The organism is Pseudomonas triticicola, from assembly GCF_019145375.1.
GTDB classification, from domain to species: domain Bacteria; phylum Pseudomonadota; class Gammaproteobacteria; order Pseudomonadales; family Pseudomonadaceae; genus Aquipseudomonas; species Aquipseudomonas triticicola.
Genome location: NZ_JAHSTX010000001.1, coordinates 1,913,122 through 1,936,487 on the forward strand (window position 1 = coordinate 1,913,122; position 23,366 = coordinate 1,936,487).

Genomic DNA, 23,366 nt, shown 5'->3' on the forward strand with positions numbered 1-23,366 from the left:
ATCGCCTCTTGTCGGTTTTATCGGTGATTGCACAAAGACTCGATCACAGTTAAGACGATGATTGTCCGCACGACAAATGTGGATTAGATGACCGGCATTCGCGTTAGGCGATTTGGTTCTTTACATATACTCAAACATCACTTTTGCGCATAACTGCAAACGGGTATATTGCCCCGGCTCCGTGACGGAGTGCGCGGCCGTGCGCGCAGAATTGCAGAGGCAACATCGGACTCCAGCAAGCGAAAACGCAGCGTTTTCCGAGTAGCCCAAGCCTGAGAACAGGACTTATATGTACGTATACGACGAGTACGATCAGCGGATCATCGAGGACCGCGTCAAGCAGTTCCGTGATCAGACCCGACGCTATCTGGCAGGTGAGCTGAGCGAAGAAGAATTCCGCCCCCTGCGCCTGCAAAATGGCCTGTACATCCAGCGTTTCGCGCCGATGCTGCGCGTGGCCGTGCCTTACGGTCAGCTGACTTCGCGTCAGGTGCGCATGATGGCGAAGATCGCCCGCGACTACGATAAGGGCTACGCCCACATCAGTACGCGGCAGAACGTGCAGTTCAACTGGCCGGCGGTCGAAGACATCCCGGACATCCTCGCCGAACTCGCGACCGTGCAGATGCACGCCATCCAGACCAGCGGCAACTGCCTGCGCAACGTCACCACCGACCAGTTTGCCGGCGTCGCCGCCGATGAAGTGATTGATCCGCGCCCATGGTGCGAGATCGTCCGTCAGTGGACCACGTTCCACCCGGAATTCGCCTACCTGCCGCGCAAATTCAAGATCGCCGTCAACGGCTCGACCAGTGACCGTGCTGCCATCGAAGTCCACGACATCGGTCTGGAGCCTGTCCATAACGCTGCTGGCGAGCTGGGCTTCCGCGTGCTGGTTGGCGGTGGCCTCGGTCGTACGCCAGTGGTAGGCGCATTCATCAATGAATTCCTGCCTTGGCAAGACCTGCTGAGCTATCTCGACGCCATCCTGCGGGTATACAACCGCTACGGCCGTCGCGACAACAAATACAAGGCGCGGATCAAGATCCTCGTCAAGGCGCTCACGCCAGAAGTGTTCGCGCAGAAAGTCGATGCGGAAATGGAGCACCTGCGGGGTGGCCAGACCACGCTGACCGAGGCCGAACTGCATCGCGTCGCCAAGCATTTCGTCGACCCGGACTACAAAACCCTCGACAACCAGACTACGCAACTGGCCGATCTGGACCAGGAGCATCCGGGTTTCGCCCGCTGGCGCAGCCGCAACACCCTGGCGCACAAGAAGCCGGGCTATGTGGCTGTGACGCTGTCGTTGAAACCGACCGGTGTTGCCCCTGGCGACATCACCGACAAGCAACTCGACGCCGTCGCCGATCTGGCCGACCTCTACAGCTTCGGTCAACTGCGCACTTCCCACGAGCAGAACATCATTCTTGCCGATGTCGAGCAGAGCCAGTTGTTCACCCTGTGGGGCGAGTTGCGTGAAGGCGGTTTCGCCACGCCGAACATCGGCCTGCTGACCGACATCATCTGCTGCCCGGGCGGTGACTTCTGCTCGCTGGCCAACGCCAAGTCGATCCCGATTGCCGAATCGATCCAGCGTCGTTTCGATGATCTGGATTACCTGTTCGACATCGGCGAACTGGACCTGAACATCTCCGGCTGCATGAACGCCTGCGGTCACCACCACGTTGGCCACATCGGCATCCTCGGTGTGGACAAGAAAGGCGAAGAGTTCTATCAGGTCTCCCTCGGCGGCAGCGCCAGCCGTGATGCGAGCCTGGGCAAGATCCTCGGCCCGTCCTTCGCACAGGAAGCCATGCCTGACGTGATCTCGAAGCTGATCGACGTGTACGTTGAACAACGTACCGAAGACGAGCGCTTCATCGACACCTATCAGCGTATTGGCATCGACCTCTTCAAGGAACGCGTCTATGCAGCGAATCATTAAGAACAACGAAGTCGTCGACGAGACCTGGCACCTGCTGCCGAAGGATTTCAACATCGATGAAATCAGCAACTGCGACGACTTGATCGTGCCGCTGCAGCTGTGGCGCGAACACAGCCGCATGCTCCTGGCCCGCGATGGTGGCCTGGGTGTATGGCTGGATGCTGATGAAGAGGCCGAGGAAATCGGTGAGGACGTCGCCAGGTTTCAGGTGATCGCCTTGAACTTCCCGGCGTTTACCGACGGCCGTAACTACTCCAATGCCCGCCTGCTGCGTGACCGCTATGGTTTCAAAGGAGAGCTGCGGGCGATTGGCGATGTACTGCGGGACCAATTGTTCTACATGCATCGCTGCGGTTTCGACGCCTTTGCCATTCGCGCGGATAAAGACCCGTACGAAGCACTGGAAGGCCTCAAGGACTTCTCGGTGACTTACCAGGCTGCCGCTGACGAACCACTGCCGCTGTTCCGTCGCCGCTAAGCGTCGGATATTTGTTGCGGACACAAAAACGCCGGTCATGTGACCGGCGTTTTTTTATGCCTGCGGTTTACCAGAAGCGTTGCTGGGTAAGACGGCTCCACCAGCTCAACAGCACGCGGTCCACCGAACCGCTGGCGGCCATGCCGATGCGTTCCTGCAGGCTTTTGCGCTCGGCGTAGTGCAGGTGATAGACCTCGGCCTGTTTGGCCTTCTGTGCCAGGTATTCATCGCTGGTCTTCAGTTCGTCCACCAGTTGGTTTTCCAGCGCAGCGATTCCGAGCCACACCTCACCGGTAGCCACCTCGTCGATCGCCAGTTGCGGGCGATAACGGGCGACGAAGTTTTTGAACAAGCGATGGGTGATGTCGAGGTCTTCCTGGAATTTTTCGCGGCCCTTTTCGGTGTTTTCGCCAAACACGGTCAGGGTGCGCTTGTACTCACCGGCGGTCAGCACTTCGAAATCGATATCGTGCTTCTTCAAAAGGCGATTGACGTTGGGCAATTGCGCGACCACGCCGATCGAACCGAGGATGGCGAACGGAGCGCTGATGATCTTGTCGCCGATGCACGCCATCATGTAGCCGCCACTGGCTGCGACCTTGTCGATGCACACGGTCAGTGGCACCCCGGCGTCGCGAATGCGCGCCAATTGTGACGACGCCAGACCATAGCTGTGCACCATGCCGCCGCCACTTTCCAGACGCAGAACCACTTCGTCTTTCGGCGTGGCCAGGGTCAGCAGCGCGGTGATCTCGTGGCGCAGGCTTTCCGTGGCGGAAGCCTTGATATCGCCGTCGAAGTCGAGCACGAACACCCGGGATTTGGTCTCAGGCTTGTTCTTCTGTTTCTTCGCGCTTTTTTCTGTTTTCGCTTCTCCCTTGCGCAATGCCTTGAGCTGATCCTTGTCGAGCAGGGTCTGCTCCAGGCGTTCACGCAGGCCCTTGTAGAAATCGTTGAGCTTGCTGACCTGCAACTGGCCCGCCGATTTGCGCCGGCCCTTGCTGCGCAATGCAGCAAAACTGGCCAGCACCACCAGAATGGCGATCACCAGCGTGACGGTCTTGGCCAGGAAGCTGGCGTATTCGGTGAAAAAATCCACAGAGACTCCTCAAAGCAATGCGTGACGGTGTATTACACGCGGAATGGCTCCAGCATACCCATGCGCCGGCTCGTCGGCCAGCCGTGAAACCTCTGGCAACACGCCTGTAACGGGCATTTCAAACAAGCGTATGTTTTTTCATTGACAGCCTTACGCCATCCTCATAACCTCGCCTGACCTTCAACGTACCGGGACGACGCGGACGTGGGCAGCATCTATTTGATACGACATGGCCAGGCCTCCTTTGGTGCAGACGATTACGACGTCCTGTCGCCGACCGGTGTGCGCCAGGCAGAAATCCTCGGCCAGCACCTCGCCGACCTCGGTATCAGCTTCGATCGTTGCCTTGCCGGTGATCTGCGCCGCCAACAGCACACCGCCACCAGTGCACTGGAGCAATTCAGCGCCAGAGGCCTGCCGGTTCCAGCCCTCGAAACCGATTCCGCTTTCAACGAATTTGACGCCGACGCGGTGATCCGCGCCCTGCTCCCGGCCATGCTGCCGGAAGAGCCGGAAGCCCTCGACATCCTGCGCAACGCCGCGCAGAACCGCGGTGAATTCCAGCGCATCTTCGCCCTGATCGTCGAGCGCTGGCTTGCTGGCACCTACGACACACCCGGACTGGAAAGCTGGCTGGGTTTCGTCGAACGGGTTCAGGCCGGGCTGCACCGCATCCTCGACCTGGCGGAAAAGAACCAGAAAATCGCCGTGTTTACCTCCGGCGGCACCATCACTGCCCTGCTCCATCTGATTACGCAAATGCCTGCCAGACAGGCCTTTGAATTGAACTGGCAAATCGTCAACACCTCGCTCAACCAACTGAAGTTTCGCGGTCGCGAGGTGGCTCTGGCTTCCTTCAACAGTCACGCACACCTGCAACTGCTGAAGGCCCCGGAACTCATCACTTTTCGCTGAGTCCGGCTTACTGTGACCCTGGCTGTAACCACCCAGCTCCCATGACCAAGAAAGGATCGAACCATGACCTCCGTAGCTGATGCCGTAAAAGCAATGCAAGCCAAGTTCAACCCAGCCGCCGCTGCCGGTCTGGACCTGGTCTTCGGTTTCAACATCACCGACGAAGACAAGCAATACGCACTGATCGTCAAAGACGGCACCTGCGACATTCAGGAAGGTGAAAACCCGGACGCCAACTGCACGCTGGTGCTGGACAGCCAGACCCTGAAAGACATCGTCAGCGGCGAAACCGACGGCATGCAGGCCTTCATGGGCGGCAAGCTGCGCGTTGAAGGCGACATGATGCTGTCGATGAAACTGTCCGAGCTGTTCCCTTCGTAAGAAGCAGCCTGGTTCAAACAAATCCCGCCCTTTGGCGGGATTTGTCGTTCATGCAAGGGGATCAGCGCAGGGCTCGGCTTCGCGCTCCGCTCACGGAGGTACGATCAACCCTCCTGCAACAACCGCGTATCCAGCCCAAACCGCTCTTGCGAAACCATCCTGAACTGCCCCTCCGCCAGATCGCAACTCACCAGCAAATTCCACGAGTGTCGGGTGGCAACCGAAGGCACTAGAACAAATGGATGTTCAGCCAACAGTGCATCGGCAAACTTTCGCTGGTTGGGCGAGGTTTTGATCGGGGTAAGCCAATGCGGGTTGGGCACATCTTCCGGTTGCACGATTCTGACGCTGGCGTCGTGGGTGATTTCAAAACAGGTCAACACATAGGGTTCCTGATCAAGCGCATCGAAGCTGCCATGGGCGGCCACCTCCAGTATCGCCGTGGAGGGGTCGACCGACGCATAAACGACTCTGCGGCCGGGCGTATTCCAGCGGCCGCCGTCCCGTTTCGATCCGAGGCCGCTGTCCCAGGTCTCGCTGTACACCTCGCGATCCAGCCGCCAGGCGTACCAGCGATCATCCCAGGGCAAGGGGTTCATTGATGAACCCCGTATTTGATCTGGTTCAGATACTCCTCCACCATCCTGAAGCCCAGCGCATGTCCAACCAGATCGAGCGGCACATAACCGTAGAAGTAAGTGGCGCGTTGCTCCAGCCATGATTCGGCCTTGGCCTGTCGCCCGAACACCTCGATGGCCAGTTCCAGCGCAGCGGCATATTGGTAGGCGATCACGCTCTGCGGCGTGTCCAGGCGCACCGGCGCGCCTTCCTTGAGCAGGCGTCGCACGGTTCTCACGGATTTGCCGGTGATACGTTTGACCATCTCTCCCTGTTGGTACAGCTCGGAGGTTGCGATCATGTTGACCACATCGAGCAGCTCAAATCCTTCGCTTGTGCAGCGCAGGATCAGCATCGGATCGTCGCCGGTATCCTGCCCGCGCAACAGCAACTCCAGAGGCTTGCCCTCGAGCTTCTTCAAGCCCGTGAGCCGGGGCACTTTGGCGCTCGGCATGGCAACGTCCTCCGAGGGACACCTAGCGCGATCGTCGCGCCAATAATGGCGAGGCGAGTAAGCAGGCGTATGGCTTTCAATCAGTGGGATTCGCATAGTCCATCCTTTGTCCGGGTCCAGAGCGATCTGTGCGCTCGATGACTTCAATGTCAGGACTGATGCTATAGACCCGGCGTCCGACGACCAACCTGAAAACGTCGTCAGAAATATCCGCGAATCTGATCAAAACGCTCCTGTTTCCGTAGGACTCAAACGCAATTTTCAGCGGTTCAATCCGTCGTTGCTTTCAAGTTGGGGAGATGGACTTTTGACTTACAATGCGCCCCACATCCAGACATCGGCCCTGCCCCATGGACATCGACCTCGCCCGCACCTTCCTCGAAATCGTCCGCCACGGCAGTCTCGCCGCCGCCGCGCAGAAGCTGTTCGTCACACAAACCGCGATCACCGCGCGGGTGCAGAAACTCGAGAGCCAGTTGGGCAGTACGCTGTTTGTGCGCAATCGTGCCGGGGCGAAGTTGACGGCCAATGGCGAAGCGTTTGTGATCTACGCCAATCAACTGGTGCAGACCTGGGAAGCCGCGCGCCGCGACTTGCCGCTGCCGGAGGGTTATCACAACGTTCTGCACATCGGTGGCGAGGTCAGCCTGTGCAATCCGCTGATGCTCAGTTGGGCGGCGGAACTGCGCGAGAAAATACCCGGGCACGCATTGCGCATGGAGATTCGCGATGGCGAAAACCTGTTGCGTCAGCTCGAACTCGGTGTGCTCGATGCCGCGCTGGTCTATCAACCGGAATACTGGCCGGGTTTGCAGGTCGAGCAAGTGCTGGAGGAAAAACTGATTCTGGTGCGCGCGCCCGAGCGTCCGGAGCCTTACGTCTACATCGACTGGGGCCCGGATTTCCGCCGTCAGCACGACGCCGCCCTGCCGGAAAAAGCCAAAGCCGCGCTGAGCTTCAACCTTGGCCCGCTGGCGCTGCAATACATCCTCGAACATGGCGGCAGCGGCTATTTCCGCACTCGCGTTGTGCGCACTTACCTGGAGACCGGTGCCCTGGAAGCCGTCACCAAAGCGCCGGAATTCGGTTATCCGACCTATCTGGTGTATTCCCGTGATCGCGACTCGGCAGTGCTGCAACAGGCTTTCGATTTGTTGCGCGAGGTGATCCGCACCGATGACGACTGGTCACAGCGCTGGAATCCGTTGAGCTGACGGACAGCTTCAGTCCAGAGCATGGCGCTTGTGACCTCAAGGTTCGCCCTGCACAAATCAGCGGATCGGCTAATCTGCCGGGTATAACAACAATACCCGCAGGTGAAAGCGTTGAGGCAGACCACCGAGGCATTTCGCAGCCGCTACCGCGCGGCCATTCATCCTTTGTACAACCCGTGGTTGCATGGCGCGTTCGTGTTGCTGTTCGGCATTTTCGCCGTCGCTGCCTTCTGGCGCACGGTGCATTCGGTGAGCTGGCTGGAGTGGCTGACCGTGCCGCTGAGCCTGCTGTGGTTCAATTTCGGCGTGTATATGGTCCATCGCCATTTGGGCCATCACAAAAAATCCTTCGCAAAGATGTTCTATGCACGGCATGCCGGCGACCATCACAGCTTTTTCACCCCCGGCTACATGACCTACGACAGCGCGCGGGACTGGCGAGTGATCCTGTTTCCAGCCTGGCTGATCGTCATTCATACGCTGCTGATCACCCTGCCTCTGTGGTGGCTGCTCGCACAGGTCAACACCAATGTCGCCGGGCTTTTCGGCGGGTGCATGGTGCTCGGTTATCTGCTCTATGAGGTGTTCCATGCCTGTGAGCATCTGCCCCCGCAAAATCCGTTGGCCCGTTTGCCGTGGATTCGCCAGATGCGCCGTCTGCATGAACTGCATCACCGCCGCGAGCGCATGCAGGAGCGCAATTTCAACATCGTTCTGCCCTTGATGGACTACCTGTTCGGCACGCTGTACCGCGAGCCGGAATCCGCCCCTTTGAGTCATTCGAAAATGCCCATGACGCGCATGCAGCACCAGATCGATATCGCCGGCGAACCGGTCGCTGTGCTGGCCTATGCCGCCAGCGTCAGTCACTGGCCGGACTGGCATCCCTCCTCATTGAAGATTGACGGTCCGCAAGGTCCACTGCATGCCGGTGCGCGTTTCGAAGAGGACATCCATGCCGGCGGACGTGCCGGTCACTTGCGCTGGGAAGTCACTGAATACCTGCCGGGCCGGCGCTGGTGCGCACGCGCGCAAAGTGATCAGGGTCTGTCCCTGCGTTTGACTTACGAGTCCTCGGCGGAGGCTGGCGGCACGCGTTTCGTGCGTACGCTGGAATATCGCTTTGACGGCTTGTTTATGCGTCTGGCCAATCGCCTGTTGCTCAAGCGGCGTATCGAGCGCGAGTCTGCCGCGTCCATGCTTGCCCTGCGCGACACTACCGCGCAGTACATCGGCGCGGCGAGGGCCAGCGCGTGAAATTACGTTATGTGGTGTGCCTGCTGATCGCTCTGGTCATCGCCTTCTTGTTGTTGCTGCCGACCAAGGTCGAACCGGTCGCCTGGACGCCGCCACCGGCGCCCTCGCTGAAGGAAGGCATCTACGCGGACAACCAGCGCCTCAAAGCTGTGGTGAAGGTCGGGCCGAGCGACATCGAAGGGCCTGAGGCGCTGCTGCTGGAAGACGAATTTCTCATCACCGGATTGCATGACGGCCGGCTGATCCGCAGCAGCCTCGACGGCTCGCAGCGCAAGGTCCTGGCCGACACCGGTGGCCGTCCCTTGGGCCTCGCCCGTCATCCGAACGGCATGCTGGTGATCGCCGATGCGGTCAAAGGCTTGCTGTCGCTGGATGCACAAGGCCGCGTGATCCCCTTGACCACCGAGGCCAACGGCGTGCCATTTGGATTTACCGATGATGTAGCGGTCGACAAGTCAGGCCACTACGCCTACTTCAGCGATGCCTCGAGCCGCTGGGGCTACGGCCAGGACGGTGAGGCAATCATCGAACATGGCGCCGACGGACGCTTGCTGCGCTACGACTTTCAGACCGGCAAGACCAGCGTGCTGCTCGACAAACTGCAGTTCGCCAACGGCGTCGCTCTTGGTCCGGACGAAGCCTATGTGCTGGTCAATGAAACCGGCGCTTACCGCATCAGCCGCTACTGGCTGAGCGGGCCGAAGGCAGGCACCAATGACGTGTTCATCGACAACATGCCGGGGCTGCCGGACAACCTCTCGTTCAATGGCAGCAATCGCTTTTGGGTAGCGTTGTACGCGCCGCGCAACGCGTTACTCGATGGCACCGCGCAGCACCCGTTCGTACGCAAGATGATCGTGCGGGCGTTGACGGTTTTGCCCAAGCCTGTCGAGAAGCGTGGGTTTGTGCTGGGACTGGATCTGGACGGCAAGGTGATTGCCAATCTGCAGGACGCGAGCGAAGGCAATTATTCGCCGATTACCACGGTGCGCGAGTATGGGCAGTGGTTGTATTTCGGATCGTTGAAGGCGAGGCATATGGGGCGGATGGGGTTGGATGCGGCGCTTAAGTGAGCCAGCGGGATTTGTATGTAATGGACTGACGCCTTCGCGAGCAGGCTCGCTCCCACAGGGGAAACGAATTCCAAATGTGGGAGCGAGCCTGCTTGTGAAGGCGGTCTGTCAGTTGCTGGACCGGTCGAACTTCTCCGGATCTTCATCCGCCGGCAGTTCTTTCACGGTTTTTTCCGGATGCGCTGTGGTATGCGCGGGGCTGTTGGGTTCAGGGCGGGTCGGAATCGGGTCGAAGCCGCCCTGCTCTTCACTGGGGAATTTGGGGTCGTTCATAAGGCACCTCACAACGAGTCGATGGTTTGCAGACTCTGCACATTGGAGGTGCCGTTGGCCGTTGCCGTTCCCTTCACAGGGTGACCACGGGTCGGACAATTACTGTCCCGTCAGCGGCTGCCCGGCCAGTTGGGCGACGATCTGTTCCTTGACGATCACACGCTTCTCTTTGAGCTTTTTCAGCTCGTCGTCAGTGGGGGCATCGGACTGGGCGTTCTCGGCCTCGACGACCGCTTTATCGACATCGAAATACTTGTTGAGCAGCGAATCCAGCTTCGCGTCCTCGGAGCGTTTTTGCTCGATCTCTTCCTTTTTGCAGCCCAGGTCCTGATACAGATCATGTGAAACCGGCATGAAACACCTCCATCAAATTGATCGACAACCAGCGCGACCGATGCGCTGACTCGTTATCAGCATGGCCTTGCGCAATGGCTTCTGTCGACACCCTGTCAGACCAGCGGTTGCCGTTCGTCGCCCTGTCGTAAATGCGATAAAACCTTTGGCGTTTGCGTTCGCTCCATTGGATAACGCTCACAAAAACCTGCGTGGAGATACCCAATGGACGGATTCAACCTGCGTCATCTCGCTCTGGCTGTTGCACTGTCTGCCGGCATGGGCAGCGCCTTTGCCGCGACCGACAATGACTTTGTCGATAACGCCGCCGCCGGCGGCATCGCTGAAATCGAAACCAGCCGCCTGGCGCTGGAAAAAAGCCAGTCAGCTGACATCAAAGCCTTTGCCAATCAGATGATCACCGATCACAGCAAAGCCAACGATGAGCTGGCAGCAATTGCCAAGGCCAACGACATCGAAGTCCCGGACACCACCACCCTGGTCAAACAGGCCAAGGAAAAGATTCTCGACATGCGCGATGAATCCTTCGATGCTGCCTACGCCAACAACCAGGTCAAGGCTCACGAAGAAACCATCGAGCTGTTCAAGAAACAGGCTAACACCGTGACCGATGACAAGGCCAAAGGCGCCACTGAACTGAAAGCGTTCGCGCAGAAGATGCTGCCAGCGCTGGAAAAACACCTGGCCCACGCCAAAGAGCTGCAAGCCAAACATCCGAGCAAGTAACCGCCCGGCAATAAAAAGGCCGCATCCTTCGATGCGGCCTTTTTGCGTTTCAGCGATCAACCGCCATCGGTGTCGATATCGGCGTCGGTGCTTTCGCCCGGTTCAGGACGGTCCGGGTCAGGCTTGAAGCCGGGGCTGAAGTCGTTGCTGTTGTCGTTGTGATGCTGCTTCTGATCGACCTCGGCAGCCGCGCTGTCCGCTTGTCCTTCTTCAGCCGGCGCGGGGGTATTTTGTCCCGGTGTCTGCGGGTCGATGGCCGGGTCGTTGCGGTTAATTGACTCTGAGGACTGATTTTGCTGTTGCGGCGCTTGCTCGTTCATATCCACCTCATTCATAGTCCTGCCTCCTTCTTCCAGCACGACTGGAAAACGTCGGGCATGCAGATTCGAAGCCTGACGCCGCAGATTCGTTCAAAACATCGTTGCCTGCTGCCACGCCGACTAGAGTTAGCGGGGCGTTCGACGCGGCAGGCAGAAAAATTCGCCGCTGGGTGAACAACTATTTCAAGCGGCAAATGTCAGTCAATTCGCGCCGGTCATTTCGCTGAGCCGGCCCCTATACGTAACGGAGCGACACGCACATGGCAGCACTGCAGAACAGCACAGTTGAAGCAATCAGGAACAACCAGGCTCATCTGCTGAGCGAATGGACCAAACGCCTCGAAGCCAGCGGCGCCACGCGCAATCTCAAAGAACACGACCTCGCTCAGCAAACCCGCGACTTGCTCTCCCTGCTGCTGGCCGGTCTGGAAAACGGCAACGGCAGCAAGATTGCCGCCGCAGGTTGGGAAGATACCCGTCAGTTCCTTGAAAAACTGTCGCAGAGCCGCGCCCTGCTCGGCCAGGATTCCCAGCAAACCGCCAACTTCATCTTCGCGTTGAAAGGTCCGCTGTTCGCCCTGCTGCAAAACCATTATCAGGACCAGCCGGCACTGCTCGCCGAGCAACTGCTGGAAGTTTCCGAACTGCTCGATACGGTCGGCATGCACACCATCGGCACCTTCCAGAAATCCCGCGAAGCGGTGATCAAGCGTCAGCAGGAAGAGCTGCTGGAACTGTCGACTCCGGTGGTCAAGCTGTGGGACGGCGTACTCGCCCTGCCAATGATCGGCACCCTCGATTCGCAGCGCACGCAAGTGGTGATGGAATCGCTGCTGCAACGCATCGTCGACACCGGTTCGGAAATCGCCATCATCGACATCACCGGCGTGCCGACAGTCGACACTCTGGTCGCCCAGCACCTGCTGAAAACCGTGACCGCGATTCGCCTGATGGGCGCTGATTGCATCATCAGCGGCGTGCGTCCGCAGATCGCCCAGACCATCGTGCACCTCGGTCTGGATCTGCAAGGCGTCGTGACCAAGGCCAACCTGGCCGACGCCTTGAAACTGGCCCTGACCCGCTTGGGTGTCAGCCTCGTCAAGACGGCTTGACCATGGAACGTATTCCGATTCTTCAAATGGGCGATTTCTTGCTGGTGACCATTCAGGTCGACATGCATGATCAACTTGCGATGACCCTGCAGGACGATCTGTCCGAGCGCATCAGCAAGACCTCGGCCCGCGGGGTGTTGATCGACATTTCGGCGCTGGACATGGTCGATTCGTTCATCGGGCGCATGATCGGCACGATTTCCGGTCTATCTAAAATCATGGACGCCGAAACCGTGCTGGTCGGCATGCAACCGGCGGTGGCGATCACCCTGGTTGAGCTGGGCATGACGTTGCCGGGTGTCAGCACCGCGCTCAACGTCGAACGCGGAATGAAACTGCTGCGGGAACGAGTACTTGCACAATGACCGTGCGCAGCAGCGGTACTCAACCCATCCTGATCGAACAGGACGTGGTACTGGCTCGCCAGACCACGCGCAAGCTCGCCACCGAATGTGGCATGCGCCTCATCGACCTGACCAAACTGGTTACCGCCGTCAGCGAGCTGGCGCGCAATACCATGGTCTATGGCGGCGGCGGCGACATGGATTGGCAGATCCTCGAGGAAAACGGCCGGGTCGGTTTGCGCATCACCTTCCGCGACGAAGGCCCGGGCATCCCCGACATCAAACTGGCAATGACCGACGGCTGGACTTCCGGCAGCGGACTAGGCCTCGGCCTGACCGGCGCCAAGCGCCTGGTCAATGAATTCGAACTCGACACTGAGCCCGGCAAAGGCACGCGCATTACGATCACACGATGGACATGAATATCACCGGGTCGTTGACCCAGGTTCTGCCGATCGAGGACAGCAGCCAGATCGGCCACGCCCGGCGCACCGCGCAGAAACTCGCCGAGCAGCATGGCTTCGACGAAAACGATGCCGGACGCGTGGCGCTGGTCGCGACGGAACTGGCAAGCAACGTGCTCAAGCATGCCCAGCGCGGTGAATTTCACCTGCGTGTGCTGGCGCGACCAGGCAACGGCTTCGGCATCGAGATGCAGACTGTGGATCGCGCGCAGGGCTTTGATCTGGATGCCTGTCTGGCGGACGGTTTTTCCACTGGCGGCACGCAAGGCATCGGCCTCGGCGCCGTATCGCGGCAGACCAATGTCTTCGATGTCTACGCAGACCACCGTGGCGCGGTGTTGCTGGCGCGAATTTTTCCGCGCAGCGATCGTCAGGCCGATATCCGCTTCGGCGTCAGCCAGCATTCGCTGCATGCCGATCCAGCCTGCGGCGATGTCTGGCATCTGACGTATGAAGGCTCGCGGATCAGCGCGCTGGTGGTCGATGGCCTCGGTCATGGCGAAGACGCCGAGCGCGCAGGCCTGGCCGGGGCGCAGGCATTCGCCCGGGCGCCGTTTGCCGATCCAGTGGTATTGATGGAAGACCTGCATCAGGAAATGCTCGGCACCCGCGGCGGCGCGGTCGCTTTCGCGCAGTTCGACAGCCAGCGCGATGGCCTGACGTTCGCCGGTGTCGGTAACATTGGCGCCAGTCTGCTCGAGGCTGGCAAATCCCGTGGCCTGGCCTCGCACCCCGGCATCGTTGGCGGCCAGTACCGTAAAGCCAAACCCTTTGACTATGCTCACGTGAACGGACATTTATTGATCATGTACAGCGACGGCTTACAGTCCCGTTGGAATCTTGCAGACTACCCCGGCCTGGTGCATCGCCATCCGTCCGTGATAGCCAGCGTCCTGCACCGCGACTTCTGTCGTGGTCGCGATGACGTGACGGTACTGGTCGTTGCTCTGGAGGCCGCCCATGGCTGAATCGACTACCTTGAGCCATGCCGAACAGGCGGCGCTCATCGCTCAGTTGCAGCGCGAAACCACTGCCCTGCGCGAAGAGCTCGATGAAACCAACCAGGGCGTGCTGGCGCTGTACGCCGAGCTCGACACTCAGGCTGAAGAACTGCGTCAGGCATCGGATCTCAAGAGCCGCTTCCTGTCATACATGAGCCATGAATTCCGTACACCGCTGGGTTCGATTCTGAGCATCAACAGTCTGCTCGCTGACGAACTCGACGGTCCGCTCAGCCCTGAACAGCACAAGCAGGTGGCCTTCGTCAGCACCGCTGCCCGCGAGCTCAGCGACATGGTTGATGACCTGCTCGATCTGGCGAAGATCGAAGCCGGGCGCATCAGCATCTCGCCGGCCTGGTTCGACATGTTCGACCTGTTTTCGGCCCTGCGGGGGATGTTCCGGCCAATCGTCGACGCCTCGGCGGTGGATCTGATCTTCGAAGAGCCGCTGGGCCTGCCGCGCCTGTATACCGATGACAAGAAGCTCGGGCAGATCCTGCGCAACTTCATTTCCAACTCGCTGAAATTCACCACCCGTGGCGAAGTGCGCGTGTCGGCGCGACTGGAAGGTGAAGACAAGGTGCGCTTTGCCGTCAGCGACACCGGCATCGGCATCGCGGCCGAGTTGCATGACACGCTGTTCGAAGACTTCTCCCAAGTCGATTCGCCATTGCAGAAACGTCTGCGCGGCACCGGTCTGGGTCTGTCACTATGCAAGCGTTTCGCCGCCCTGCTCGGCGGTGAAGTCGGGGTAGACAGTACGCCGGGCGTGGGCTCGACGTTCTTTGTCATCATCCCGCTGGCAATCGCTCTGGAGAACGTCGATGAATCGTGACATCCGCCTGTTGATTGTCGATGACAACGTCGCCACCCGTTACGCCCTGCGTCGGCGCCTGGAGCGCCACGGCTACACGGTGCTCGAAGCCGGCACCGGCAGCGACGGCCTGGCCCTGATCGAGAGCGAAGCCCTCGATGCGTTGATCCTCGACGTCAACCTGCCGGACATGAGCGGTTTCGACATCGTCCGCCTGTTGCGCGCCGACCCGCGCACCGCGCTGCTGCCGGTGATTCATGTGTCAGCGGCGTCGATCCAGACCGGCGACATCATCACCGGCCTCAACGCGGGCGCCGATGCTTATCTGATTCACCCGGTCGACCCCGATGTGCTCTTGGCGACGCTGCGTACCCTGCTGCGGGTGCGCGACACGGAAAATGCCCTGCGCGAAAGCGAGGCGCGTTTCCGCGAGATCTTCGCCAACGTCTCGGCGCCGATCGCGGTGCTCGATGCCAATCTGAAAGTGCATGAGTGCAATCACGCATTCGCCCAATTGATCGTCGATAACCGCGATCCGCAGGCGCTGCGTGAATGCTTTGCCGAAGATCAATGCTCGATCCTCGATGAACTGCGTCTGCGTCTGGTCGACGGCGAGCGCTGGAAAGGCACGCTGAACATGCGCGTGCAGGGCGAGATTCGCGAGACGCAATGGCAGATTTCGCCGTATCGCACGCCAGAGCTGAGCCTGGTGTTCGTCGAGGACGTCACCGAACACCGTCACCGCGAGCGCTCGCATCTGGCGCGACTGGATGACACCACCACGCAGCTGGCCAAAGAAGTCGCCGAGCGCGTGCACGCCGAAGCGCAATTGCTGCAAGTGCAGAAAATGGATGCGCTGGGCAAGCTCACCGGCGGTATCGCCCACGACTTCAACAACCTGCTCACCGGGATCATCACCAGCCTGGAACTGATCCAGAAACGCGTGGCCGATGAGCGTCTGGACAAGGTGCAGTTCTACACCGAAGCAGCGCTGAACTCAGCGATGAGCGCGGCCTCGCTGACCCATCGTCTGCTGGCATTTGCCCGGCAGCAGCCGCTCGATACACGGCCGGTGGACATCAACGAGCATGTCCGCTCGCTGGAAGAATTGCTGGTGCGCACCATCGGCGAGCGCATCACCCTCAAGCTGGAACTGACCAACAAACCGGCGATTGCGCTGGTCGACCCGGTGCAGCTGGAAAGCGCGGTGCTCAACCTGGTGATCAACGCCCGCGATGCCCTGCCCTCCGGCGGCAATATCTGGGTCAATACTTACGCCGCGTATTCCCACGGCGATCCGAATCTGGCCGATGGCGCGTACGTGGCGTTGTCGGTACGCGACGACGGCACCGGCATCGAACACAACGTGATCGACAAGGTGTTCGAGCCGTTTTTCACTACCAAGCCGTTGGGCCAGGGCACCGGGCTTGGTCTGTCAACGATTTACGGCTTTGCCCGTCAGTCCGGCGGTGACGCGCACATTCGTAGCGTCGCCCGGCGTGGCACCGAAGTGACGATCATGCTGCCGGGCACCAACGACCCGACCGGGGCCGACGCGCCTGTGCCCGTGCCTGACGCCAAAGGCAGTGGCGAGCATGTGCTGATCGTCGAGGACATGGCCACGGTGCGCTTGTTCGTCACCGAAGTGCTGGAAGATGCCGGCTACCGCTGCACGCAAGCGGCGGATATCGAATCGGCGCTGGAGCGCTTGCAGAACGACCCATCCATTAACCTGCTGCTGACCGACGTCGGCTTGCCGCGCATGAGCGGCCGCGAACTGGCGGATGTTGCCCGTGGCTGGCACGAGGGGTTGCCGATCCTGTTCATGACCGGCTACGCCGAAACCGCGCTTAACCGCCAGGTCTTCCTCGGCACCGGCATGGACATGCTGGTCAAACCGTTCCAGATCAGCGAACTGCTCGACAAGGTCCGCCGCACGCTGGATGGCGCCTGAACTGACACACATCCCCGTGTAGGAGCGAGCCTGCTCGCGAAGGCGTCCGTCCAGTCAATTCATCTGCGACTGACACTCCGCTTTCGCGAGCAAGCTCGCTCCCACAAGGGGATCCGGGGATGGCCACCTTGGGTACACCATTCAAAACTGTGGGAACGAGCCTGCTCGCGAAGGCGTCCGTTCACTCAGCTCATCTGCGACTGACACTCCGCTTTAGCGAGCAGGCTCGCTCCCACAAGGGGATCCGGGGATGGCCACCTTGGGTACACCATTCAAAACTGTGGGAACGAGCCTGCTCGCGAAGGCGTCCGTCCAGTCAGCTCATCTGCGACTGACATTCTGCTTTCGCGAGCAGGCTCGCTCCCACAGGGGTATCCGGGGATGGCCACCTTTCTGGGTACACCATTCAAAACTGTGGGAGCGAGCCTGCTCGCGAAGGCGTCCGTCCAGTCAGCTCATCTGCGACTGACATTCCGCTTTAGCGAGCAAGCTCGCGAAGGCGTTCGTTCAGTCAGCTGATCTGCGACTGACATTCCGCTTTCGCGAGCAGGCTCGCTCCCACAGGGGATCTGGTGTGTGACGATCTGTCCGGGTACACCATTCAAAACTGTGGGAGCGAGCCTGCTCGCGAAGGCGTCTGGCGGGGCGCCGCCATTATCGGCTCAAAGCCCGAGCCAGAAACGGCGCAGTCTTGCTCTTCTTGCTCGCCGCGACTTTCTGTGGTGTGCCGGCGGCGACGATCCTGCCGCCCTGATCGCCGGCCCCTGGGCCGATGTCGATCACCCAGTCGCTCTGCGCGACCACGCGCATTTCGTGTTCGACCACAATCACCGTGTGCCCCGCCGTCACCAGCGTATCGAGCTGTTCCAGCAAGCGATCGACATCCCTCGGGTGCAATCCCGTAGTCGGCTCATCCAGCACATACAAGGTCGCGCCACGCTGGCTGCGCTGCAACTCGGTCGCCAGTTTGATCCGTTGCGCCTCACCACCGGACAGTTCCGTGGCCGGTTGCCCGAGGCGCAAGTAACCCAGACCGATATCGCGCAGCACCTCCAGCGAACGACGAATCCCTGCCTGCTCGGCAAACACCGACACCGCCTCATCGACAGTCAGTTGCAGCACCTGAGCGATGCTCAAGCCCTGCCAGAGAATCGCCAATGTCTGCGGGTTGTAGCGCGCTCCGTGGCAGGTCGGGCATGGCGCATACACGCTGGGCATGAACAGCAATTCCACACTGACGAACCCCTCACCCTCGCAAGTAGCGCAACGGCCCTTGGCGACGTTGAAAGAAAACTGCCCTGCGTCATAGCCCACCGCTTGCGCTTCGGGAGTCGCGGCGAACAGCTTGCGCACGTTGTCGAACAACCCGGTGTAAGTCGCCAGATTGGAGCGCGGCGTGCGTCCGATGGGTTTCTGATCAACCTGCACCAGGCGTTTGATCGACTCCAGGCCGGCGCTGATCTGCCCGGTGCTGGGCGGCGGCGTGTCATCTTCCAGACTCGGTTCTTCTGACTCTGCCTCGGCCACCGGACGGCCCAGCTGCGCGCCGACCAGTTCCAGCAAGGCCTGACTGACCAGACTCGATTTGCCAGAACCCGATACGCCGGTCACCGAGGTGAAACAGCCCAAGGGGAATTCGGCGCTGAGATTATTCAGGTTGTTGCGGGTGACGCCGTCCAGCTTCAGCCACCCGCTGGGCTTGCGCGGGGCGCGATCAGGGCGATGCTTTTCGGCAAACAGATAAGCGCGAGTCTGTGAATCTGCAACATCAGCAAGTCCCGCAGGCGGACCGCTGTACAGCACGCGCCCGCCCTTTTCGCCCGCTGCCGGACCGACGTCGATCAGCCAGTCGGCCCGGCGCATGGTCTCGACATCGTGCTCGACCACAAACAGCGTGTTGCCATCAGCCTTCAAGCGCTGCAACGCTTCGAACAGCGCCTCGCCATCCGCCGGATGCAGGCCGGCAGACGGTTCATCCAGCACATAGATGACTCCGAACAGCTGCGAGCCCAATTGCGTGGCCAGGCGCAAACGCTGCAACTCGCCCGACGACAACGTCGGCGTACCGCGTTCCAGCGCCAGATAACCCAGGCCGAGATCGGTCAGGGTGCTGACCCGCTCCAGCAAATCCTCAGCGATGCGTTGCGCCGCCAAGCGTTTCTCCAGCGACAGGTTTGGCGTGTGGCGCACGTCCGGCGCGCTGGCGTGACCGCTCGCGCCATGGGCGACACGCTGCTGACGGGCCTCGCGGGTTTGCGCATGGCTGAGGGTGTCGCCGCTCTCCTCGGCCTGTTCCAGATAATTTGCCGCTGCTACAGGCCGCAGCACTTCGGCCACTTGCAGCAACGGCATCTGCGACAGCTCACCGATGTCGTAGCCGGCGAAGGTTACCGACAACGCCTCGCGCTTGAGCCGTTTGCCCTCGCACAACGGGCACGGGCTGCCGCGCATGAACTGCGAAACACGCTTCTTCATCAGCGCACTTTGCGAGTGAGTGAAGGTGTGCAGGATGTAGCGCCGCGCGCCGGTGAAGGTGCCCTGATAACTCGGTTCCATTTTGCGCTTGAGCGCGACGCGGGTTTCTTCCGGGGTCAGCCCGGCGTACACCGGCACCGTCGGCGTCTCTTCAGTGAAGAGAATCCAGTCGCGCTGCTTTTTCGGCAGTTTTTTCCACGGAATGTCGACATCGATGCCCATGGTCACCAGGATGTCGCGCAGGTTCTGCCCCTGCCACGCCAAGGGCCAGGACGCCACTGCACGCTGGCGGATGGTCAGGTTCGGGTCCGGCACCATCAGCGCTTCGGTCACTTCATAGACGCGACCAAGTCCATGACACTCCGGGCAGGCGCCCTGCGGTGTGTTCGGTGAAAAGTCTTCGGCATACAACATCGGCTGCCCCGGCGGATAACGGCCGGCGCGGGAATAGAGCATGCGGATCAGGCTCGACAACGTCGTCACGCTGCCCACCGACGAACGCGCGCTCGGCGTGCCGCGCTGCTGTTGCAAAGCGACGGCGGGTGGCAGTCCTTCGATGGAATCGACATCCGGCACGCCGACCTGATCGATCAGCCGCCGCGCGTACGGCGCCACCGATTCGAAATAACGCCGCTGGGCCTCGGCATACAGCGTGGAAAACGCCAGCGACGACTTGCCCGAACCGGAGACGCCGGTGAACACCACCAGCGCATCGCGCGGAATATCGACATCAACGTTCTTCAGGTTATGTTCGCGGGCGCCGCGCACGCGAACCATGCCGGCGGGTGCTTTGGAATTGCGCTTGGAAATCATCGGCCTGCCTTGATTGAAAAACTGGGCAGCGCTCGGCATCAGGTGCCGAGCACCTCGCAAATCATCTGCAGTAAAGCTTGCGGGCTGTAGGGTTTGCCGAGCAGATGGGTATCGGGGCTGAGTTGGTGGTCGCGGGAAATGATGTCGCGGGTATGCCCGGAAGTGAACAGCACTGGCACCGGCGGTGTCTGCACCTTGGCCCAAGCAGCGAGATCGGAGCTCTTGATCAGGCCGGGCATGACCACGTCGGTGAAGATCAGATCGATCTCGATGCCTTCCAGCAACATCTGCATGGCCACGTCGCCATTGCACGCGGTCATCACCCGATAGCCTTCCTCGCGCAGCAACTCCACCGCCGAAGCGCGCACCGCGTCATTGTCTTCCACCACCAGAATGGTTTCGTGGCCGCCGCTCTTGCGTTCGCCGACACTGGCGGTCTCTTCGCGAACCGGACGCAGACTGCGCGGGAAATACAACTGCACCCGCGTGCCTTCGCCGAGCTTGCTGTCGATCTCGACGTGGCCGCCACTCTGTTTGACGAAGCCGAAAACCATGCTCAGACCGAGCCCGGTGCCCTGGCCGTCGGCCTTGGTGGTGAAGAACGGTTCGAAAACCTGTTCCAGCATTTGTGGGGCAATACCCACGCCGGTGTCGGTGACCGCCACGCGAACATACTCACCGGCCGCTATGCCCTTGCCGGCGCAATATTCGCTGTCCAGGCAGACATTGGCGGCACTGAGGCCGATGACGCCCTCGCCCTTCATCGCGTCGCGGGCGTTGATGGCCAGATTGAGAATCGCGTTTTCCAGTTGGTTGCGGTCGACGTTGATATGCCACGGCTGCGGCGGCAGTTGCATGTCGATCTGAATGGTTTCGCCCAAGGCGCGTTGCAGCAACTCGCCAACGCCTTCGAAAATCTGTTCTGGGTTGCACACGGCCGGTGACAGCGGTTGCCGGCGGGCAAATGCGAGCAATTGCGAAGACAGTTTGGCCCCGCGCTCGACCGCAGCCAGCGAAGCCCCGACCCGGCGCTGCACGTTGGCATTGTTGGGCTCATGCCGAGCGAGCAGATGCAGGTTGCCGGCGATCACTTGCAGCAGATTGTTGAAGTCATGGGCAACACCACCGGTCAGGCCGCCGATGGCTTCGAGTTTCTGCGACTGGCGAAGTTGTTCCTCAGCCGCCAGCCGCGCATTCACCTCGGCGGCCACGCGCTGTTCGAGGTTGCGGGTGAATTTGAGCAGTGATTCTTCGGCATTCTTGCGCTCATGGATGTCGATCAGCACACCGGGGAAGCGAAACGGCCTTCCGTCTTCATCGAACTCGCAGGCACCACTGGCCAGCACCCACAGATATTGGCCATCGCCGCGCTGCACACGGTATTCGGCGTTATAGGGTTCGCCAGTGCGCACAGAGTGGGCGACCCGCTCCTGGACCCATGGGTGGTCGTCAGGGTGAATGCGCGATTCGGCGATGTCCTGTTGCAGATCGCTCAGGTCCTGATCCGGCGGATAGGAAAAGGTGCGGGCGAAACGTTCGTCAGCGGAGAAGCGATTGTTCTTGATGTCCCAGACAAACGAGCCAAGCAGTGCGCCGGCATTCAGCGCCAGACGCACGCGCTCGTTGTCGGCGCGATAGGCATCTTCGGCCGCCTGACGCAGGCGCTCGGAATGCACCAGTTCGGTGGTTTCGACCACCATCGCCATGACGCCGCCGGGCACGCCTTCGTCGTTGGCCACCGGGCTGTAATACAAATCCATCCAGACGTCTTCGGGCACGCCGTCGCGCAGCAATACCAGCTCTTTGTTGCGATAGGACAAGGTGCCACCGGCTAGGCAGGTGTCAACGACGTGACGGTTGAACTCGGCGACTTCCGGCCAGCCCAGCTCAACCGGAACCCCGAGCAGATAGGGATGGCGGCCACCGGCAAATTCGGAATAAGCGTCGTTGTAGATCATGTAGCCGGCGTGCCCCCACAGCATCACCATCGGCAACGGCGAAGCCAGCATCAGTTGCACGGTGTTGCACAGGCTGGCCGGCCATTCGGCGAGCGCGCCAAGTTCGGTGTGGCTCCAGTCGAACGCACGGATGCGTTCGGCCATTTCGCCTTTCCAGCCTTCACAGCCGTGGCTTTCGGATAAAAACTGCATCGCCTGACTCAGTGTCCTTTTTTGCGGTTTTCCGATCTATCGCAACGCTACAACGACGCGACGCCCGTGTGTTTCGAGGCTGTGAAAACGCATTGGTTTCATCGCAGGTATAGCCGATTTGCGACGCAGAGCCATTCAGACGCCAATCAAGTGCTTGAGTGGGTGATAGCCGGTTTTCATTTTCGCCGCGACGTCGAGGATCGCCTTCTCGATTCCATTGAGGTGCGTGCAGGTCAGTTCGATCGCGGCGCTCTGATTACCGGCTTCGATGTACTCAAGCAAACGCAGGTGTTCATCGTCGCGGCAAGCCTGGTGGCTGTCGTCATCGAGCGCGGCGGCATACAGCGAGGCCCGCGAGATCAGCTTCTGGAACCAGTCAAGCAGCACCGGATTGTTCAGGCTGCGCGCCAGTTTGAGGTGGAATTCGCCGAGGAGATGGATCAACCGTTCATGGTCGCCGGCCGCATGGGCGGCGTCTTCCAGTAACAAGTGCTCACGCAGATCCTGCATGGCAACGCTGTCTCTACGCCGGCACAGTTCGGTGACGATGCCGATCTCGATCAGACGCCGGGTTTCGAACAAGGAACGCAGCTCTGCGTCACTGGGCAGCGACACCGATGCACCTTTGTTGGGCTCGGTGGTGACCAGACCATCGGCTTCCAACTGCTTGAGCGCAGCACGCACCGAGGTGCGGCTGACATTGAACAGCTCGGCCAGCGAGGCCTCGCCCAGCTTCATGCCCGGGCGCAACGAACGCTTGCTGATCGCCGCGTAAACCCCTTGGTAGACGCGATCGACCGTGGTTTCCAGCTTCTTTTCGCTCATTCGAACACTCCTTTGGCGTCGGGCAATTCATCCTGGCAGTGGCTGGCCATGGAGATTGATCGGGTTCCCGTACCAGTGTGAAGCGCAGAATATCTGCCTTCGGCCCAAAGGTGCAGCCTTTTGATTTATCTCGATTTTGAATAAACAGCCAAAACCTGTGGGAGCGAGCCTGCTCGCGAAGGCGCTGGCACAGTCAACATCGTCATTGCCTGACAGTCCGCTTTCGCGAGCAGGCTCGCTCCCACATTGATACGGGGCAGATCGACCATCGCCAGCGCAACCAAAATCCCTGTGGGAGCGAGCC

At 60.4% G+C, this 23,366-nt stretch carries 23 protein-coding genes; 14 read left to right on the plus strand and 9 right to left on the minus strand.

The features are described from left to right. Positions 1-289: 289 nt before the first annotated feature. Together KVG85_RS08505 and KVG85_RS08510 are read left to right on the plus strand one after the other, a co-directional pair. Entirely contained in the window at positions 290-1,948 is a 1,659-nt protein-coding gene (locus KVG85_RS08505; protein WP_217863560.1) for a nitrite/sulfite reductase, read from the plus strand. Beyond that, complete coding sequence (locus KVG85_RS08510; protein ID WP_110599338.1) at positions 1,932-2,426, plus strand: DUF934 domain-containing protein; 495 nt, start codon at positions 1,932-1,934, stop codon at positions 2,424-2,426. The genes KVG85_RS08505 and KVG85_RS08510 overlap by 17 nt, the downstream gene beginning before the upstream one ends. 67 nt (positions 2,427-2,493) lie before the next feature. Here KVG85_RS08510 and sohB read toward each other — a convergent pair whose 3' ends face one another. Continuing rightward, on the minus strand, positions 2,494-3,525 hold the full coding sequence (sohB, locus tag KVG85_RS08515; RefSeq protein WP_016774479.1) for a protease SohB: 1,032 nt from the start codon (positions 3,523-3,525) through the stop codon (positions 2,494-2,496). Positions 3,526-3,729: 204 nt separating this feature from the next. Between sohB and KVG85_RS08520 the strand changes: the two genes are divergently transcribed. Continuing rightward, the gene (locus tag KVG85_RS08520) at positions 3,730-4,440 is read left to right on the plus strand and encodes a histidine phosphatase family protein (protein WP_217863561.1); all 711 of its coding nucleotides are present in this window, start codon (positions 3,730-3,732) and stop codon (positions 4,438-4,440) included. Between the two features lie 63 nt (positions 4,441-4,503). Next, complete coding sequence (locus tag KVG85_RS08525; protein ID WP_016774477.1) at positions 4,504-4,821, plus strand: SCP2 sterol-binding domain-containing protein; 318 nt, start codon at positions 4,504-4,506, stop codon at positions 4,819-4,821. 104 nt (positions 4,822-4,925) lie between these two features. Here the strand turns inward: KVG85_RS08525 and KVG85_RS08530 are convergent, their stop codons facing one another. Together KVG85_RS08530 and KVG85_RS08535 are read right to left on the minus strand one after the other, a co-directional pair. After that, positions 4,926-5,420 (minus strand): RES family NAD+ phosphorylase, encoded by a 495-nt coding sequence (locus KVG85_RS08530; RefSeq protein ID WP_016774476.1) that lies wholly within the window; start codon positions 5,418-5,420, stop codon positions 4,926-4,928. Beyond that, positions 5,417-5,893: an MbcA/ParS/Xre antitoxin family protein gene (locus tag KVG85_RS08535; RefSeq protein WP_217863562.1), complete on the minus strand. Its 477-nt coding sequence runs from the start codon at positions 5,891-5,893 to the stop codon at positions 5,417-5,419. Before KVG85_RS08535 ends, KVG85_RS08530 begins: the two co-directional genes overlap by 4 nt. 350 nt (positions 5,894-6,243) lie before the next feature. Between KVG85_RS08535 and KVG85_RS08540 the strand changes: the two genes are divergently transcribed. The 3 genes from KVG85_RS08540 (at position 6,244) to KVG85_RS08550 (ending at position 9,437) form a co-directional block, all read left to right on the plus strand. After that, the gene (locus KVG85_RS08540; protein WP_024012724.1) at positions 6,244-7,107 is read left to right on the plus strand and encodes a LysR family transcriptional regulator; all 864 of its coding nucleotides are present in this window, start codon (positions 6,244-6,246) and stop codon (positions 7,105-7,107) included. Positions 7,108-7,218: 111 nt separating this feature from the next. Beyond that, positions 7,219-8,364 carry a sterol desaturase/SRPBCC family protein gene (locus KVG85_RS08545; RefSeq protein WP_217863563.1) on the plus strand — a complete coding sequence of 382 codons (1,146 nt, stop codon included), beginning with the start codon at positions 7,219-7,221 and terminating at the stop codon, positions 8,362-8,364. Next, positions 8,361-9,437 carry an SMP-30/gluconolactonase/LRE family protein gene (locus KVG85_RS08550; RefSeq protein ID WP_217863564.1) on the plus strand — a complete coding sequence of 359 codons (1,077 nt, stop codon included), beginning with the start codon at positions 8,361-8,363 and terminating at the stop codon, positions 9,435-9,437. The genes KVG85_RS08545 and KVG85_RS08550 overlap by 4 nt, the downstream gene beginning before the upstream one ends. A gap of 108 nt (positions 9,438-9,545) precedes the next feature. On the opposite strand, the gene KVG85_RS08555 is transcribed toward KVG85_RS08550, so the two are convergent. Together KVG85_RS08555 and KVG85_RS08560 are read right to left on the minus strand one after the other, a co-directional pair. Then, positions 9,546-9,710, minus strand: coding sequence for a hypothetical protein (locus tag KVG85_RS08555; RefSeq protein WP_217863565.1), 165 nt, complete (start codon positions 9,708-9,710; stop codon positions 9,546-9,548). A gap of 99 nt (positions 9,711-9,809) precedes the next feature. Continuing rightward, positions 9,810-10,064, minus strand: coding sequence for a DUF465 domain-containing protein (locus tag KVG85_RS08560; protein WP_130909934.1), 255 nt, complete (start codon positions 10,062-10,064; stop codon positions 9,810-9,812). Positions 10,065-10,268: 204 nt separating this feature from the next. Between KVG85_RS08560 and KVG85_RS08565 the strand changes: the two genes are divergently transcribed. Further along, positions 10,269-10,790: a DUF4142 domain-containing protein gene (locus tag KVG85_RS08565; protein WP_016774469.1), complete on the plus strand. Its 522-nt coding sequence runs from the start codon at positions 10,269-10,271 to the stop codon at positions 10,788-10,790. Between the two features lie 56 nt (positions 10,791-10,846). Here KVG85_RS08565 and KVG85_RS08570 read toward each other — a convergent pair whose 3' ends face one another. Continuing rightward, positions 10,847-11,110, minus strand: coding sequence for a hypothetical protein (locus KVG85_RS08570; RefSeq protein WP_041478793.1), 264 nt, complete (start codon positions 11,108-11,110; stop codon positions 10,847-10,849). Between the two features lie 260 nt (positions 11,111-11,370). Between KVG85_RS08570 and KVG85_RS08575 the strand changes: the two genes are divergently transcribed. From KVG85_RS08575 to KVG85_RS08600, 6 genes are read left to right on the plus strand one after another with little or no spacing between them, the layout of a single operon-like run. Continuing rightward, positions 11,371-12,222, plus strand: coding sequence for an STAS domain-containing protein (locus KVG85_RS08575; protein WP_137213425.1), 852 nt, complete (start codon positions 11,371-11,373; stop codon positions 12,220-12,222). A gap of 2 nt (positions 12,223-12,224) precedes the next feature. Then, complete coding sequence (locus tag KVG85_RS08580; RefSeq protein WP_217863566.1) at positions 12,225-12,587, plus strand: STAS domain-containing protein; 363 nt, start codon at positions 12,225-12,227, stop codon at positions 12,585-12,587. Beyond that, complete coding sequence (locus tag KVG85_RS08585) at positions 12,584-12,988, plus strand: anti-sigma regulatory factor (protein WP_016774465.1); 405 nt, start codon at positions 12,584-12,586, stop codon at positions 12,986-12,988. Before KVG85_RS08580 ends, KVG85_RS08585 begins: the two co-directional genes overlap by 4 nt. After that, on the plus strand, positions 12,985-13,998 hold the full coding sequence (locus KVG85_RS08590) for an ATP-binding protein (protein ID WP_217863567.1): 1,014 nt from the start codon (positions 12,985-12,987) through the stop codon (positions 13,996-13,998). The genes KVG85_RS08585 and KVG85_RS08590 overlap by 4 nt, the downstream gene beginning before the upstream one ends. Then, on the plus strand, positions 13,991-14,866 hold the full coding sequence (locus tag KVG85_RS08595) for a sensor histidine kinase (RefSeq protein WP_024012718.1): 876 nt from the start codon (positions 13,991-13,993) through the stop codon (positions 14,864-14,866). Before KVG85_RS08590 ends, KVG85_RS08595 begins: the two co-directional genes overlap by 8 nt. Further along, positions 14,856-16,799 (plus strand): PAS domain-containing hybrid sensor histidine kinase/response regulator, encoded by a 1,944-nt coding sequence (locus KVG85_RS08600; RefSeq protein WP_130926613.1) that lies wholly within the window; start codon positions 14,856-14,858, stop codon positions 16,797-16,799. The genes KVG85_RS08595 and KVG85_RS08600 overlap by 11 nt, the downstream gene beginning before the upstream one ends. Before the next feature lie 654 nt (positions 16,800-17,453). Here KVG85_RS08600 and KVG85_RS08605 read toward each other — a convergent pair. From KVG85_RS08605 to KVG85_RS08615, 3 genes are all read right to left on the minus strand, one after another. Further along, positions 17,454-20,087 carry an excinuclease ABC subunit UvrA gene (locus tag KVG85_RS08605; protein ID WP_217863568.1) on the minus strand — a complete coding sequence of 878 codons (2,634 nt, stop codon included), beginning with the start codon at positions 20,085-20,087 and terminating at the stop codon, positions 17,454-17,456. A 38-nt stretch (positions 20,088-20,125) separates the two neighbouring features. Next, the gene (locus tag KVG85_RS08610) at positions 20,126-22,237 is read right to left on the minus strand and encodes an ATP-binding protein (protein WP_217863569.1); all 2,112 of its coding nucleotides are present in this window, start codon (positions 22,235-22,237) and stop codon (positions 20,126-20,128) included. Between the two features lie 135 nt (positions 22,238-22,372). Further along, on the minus strand, positions 22,373-23,062 hold the full coding sequence (locus KVG85_RS08615) for a GntR family transcriptional regulator (protein ID WP_217863570.1): 690 nt from the start codon (positions 23,060-23,062) through the stop codon (positions 22,373-22,375). Positions 23,063-23,366 lie beyond the last annotated feature (304 nt).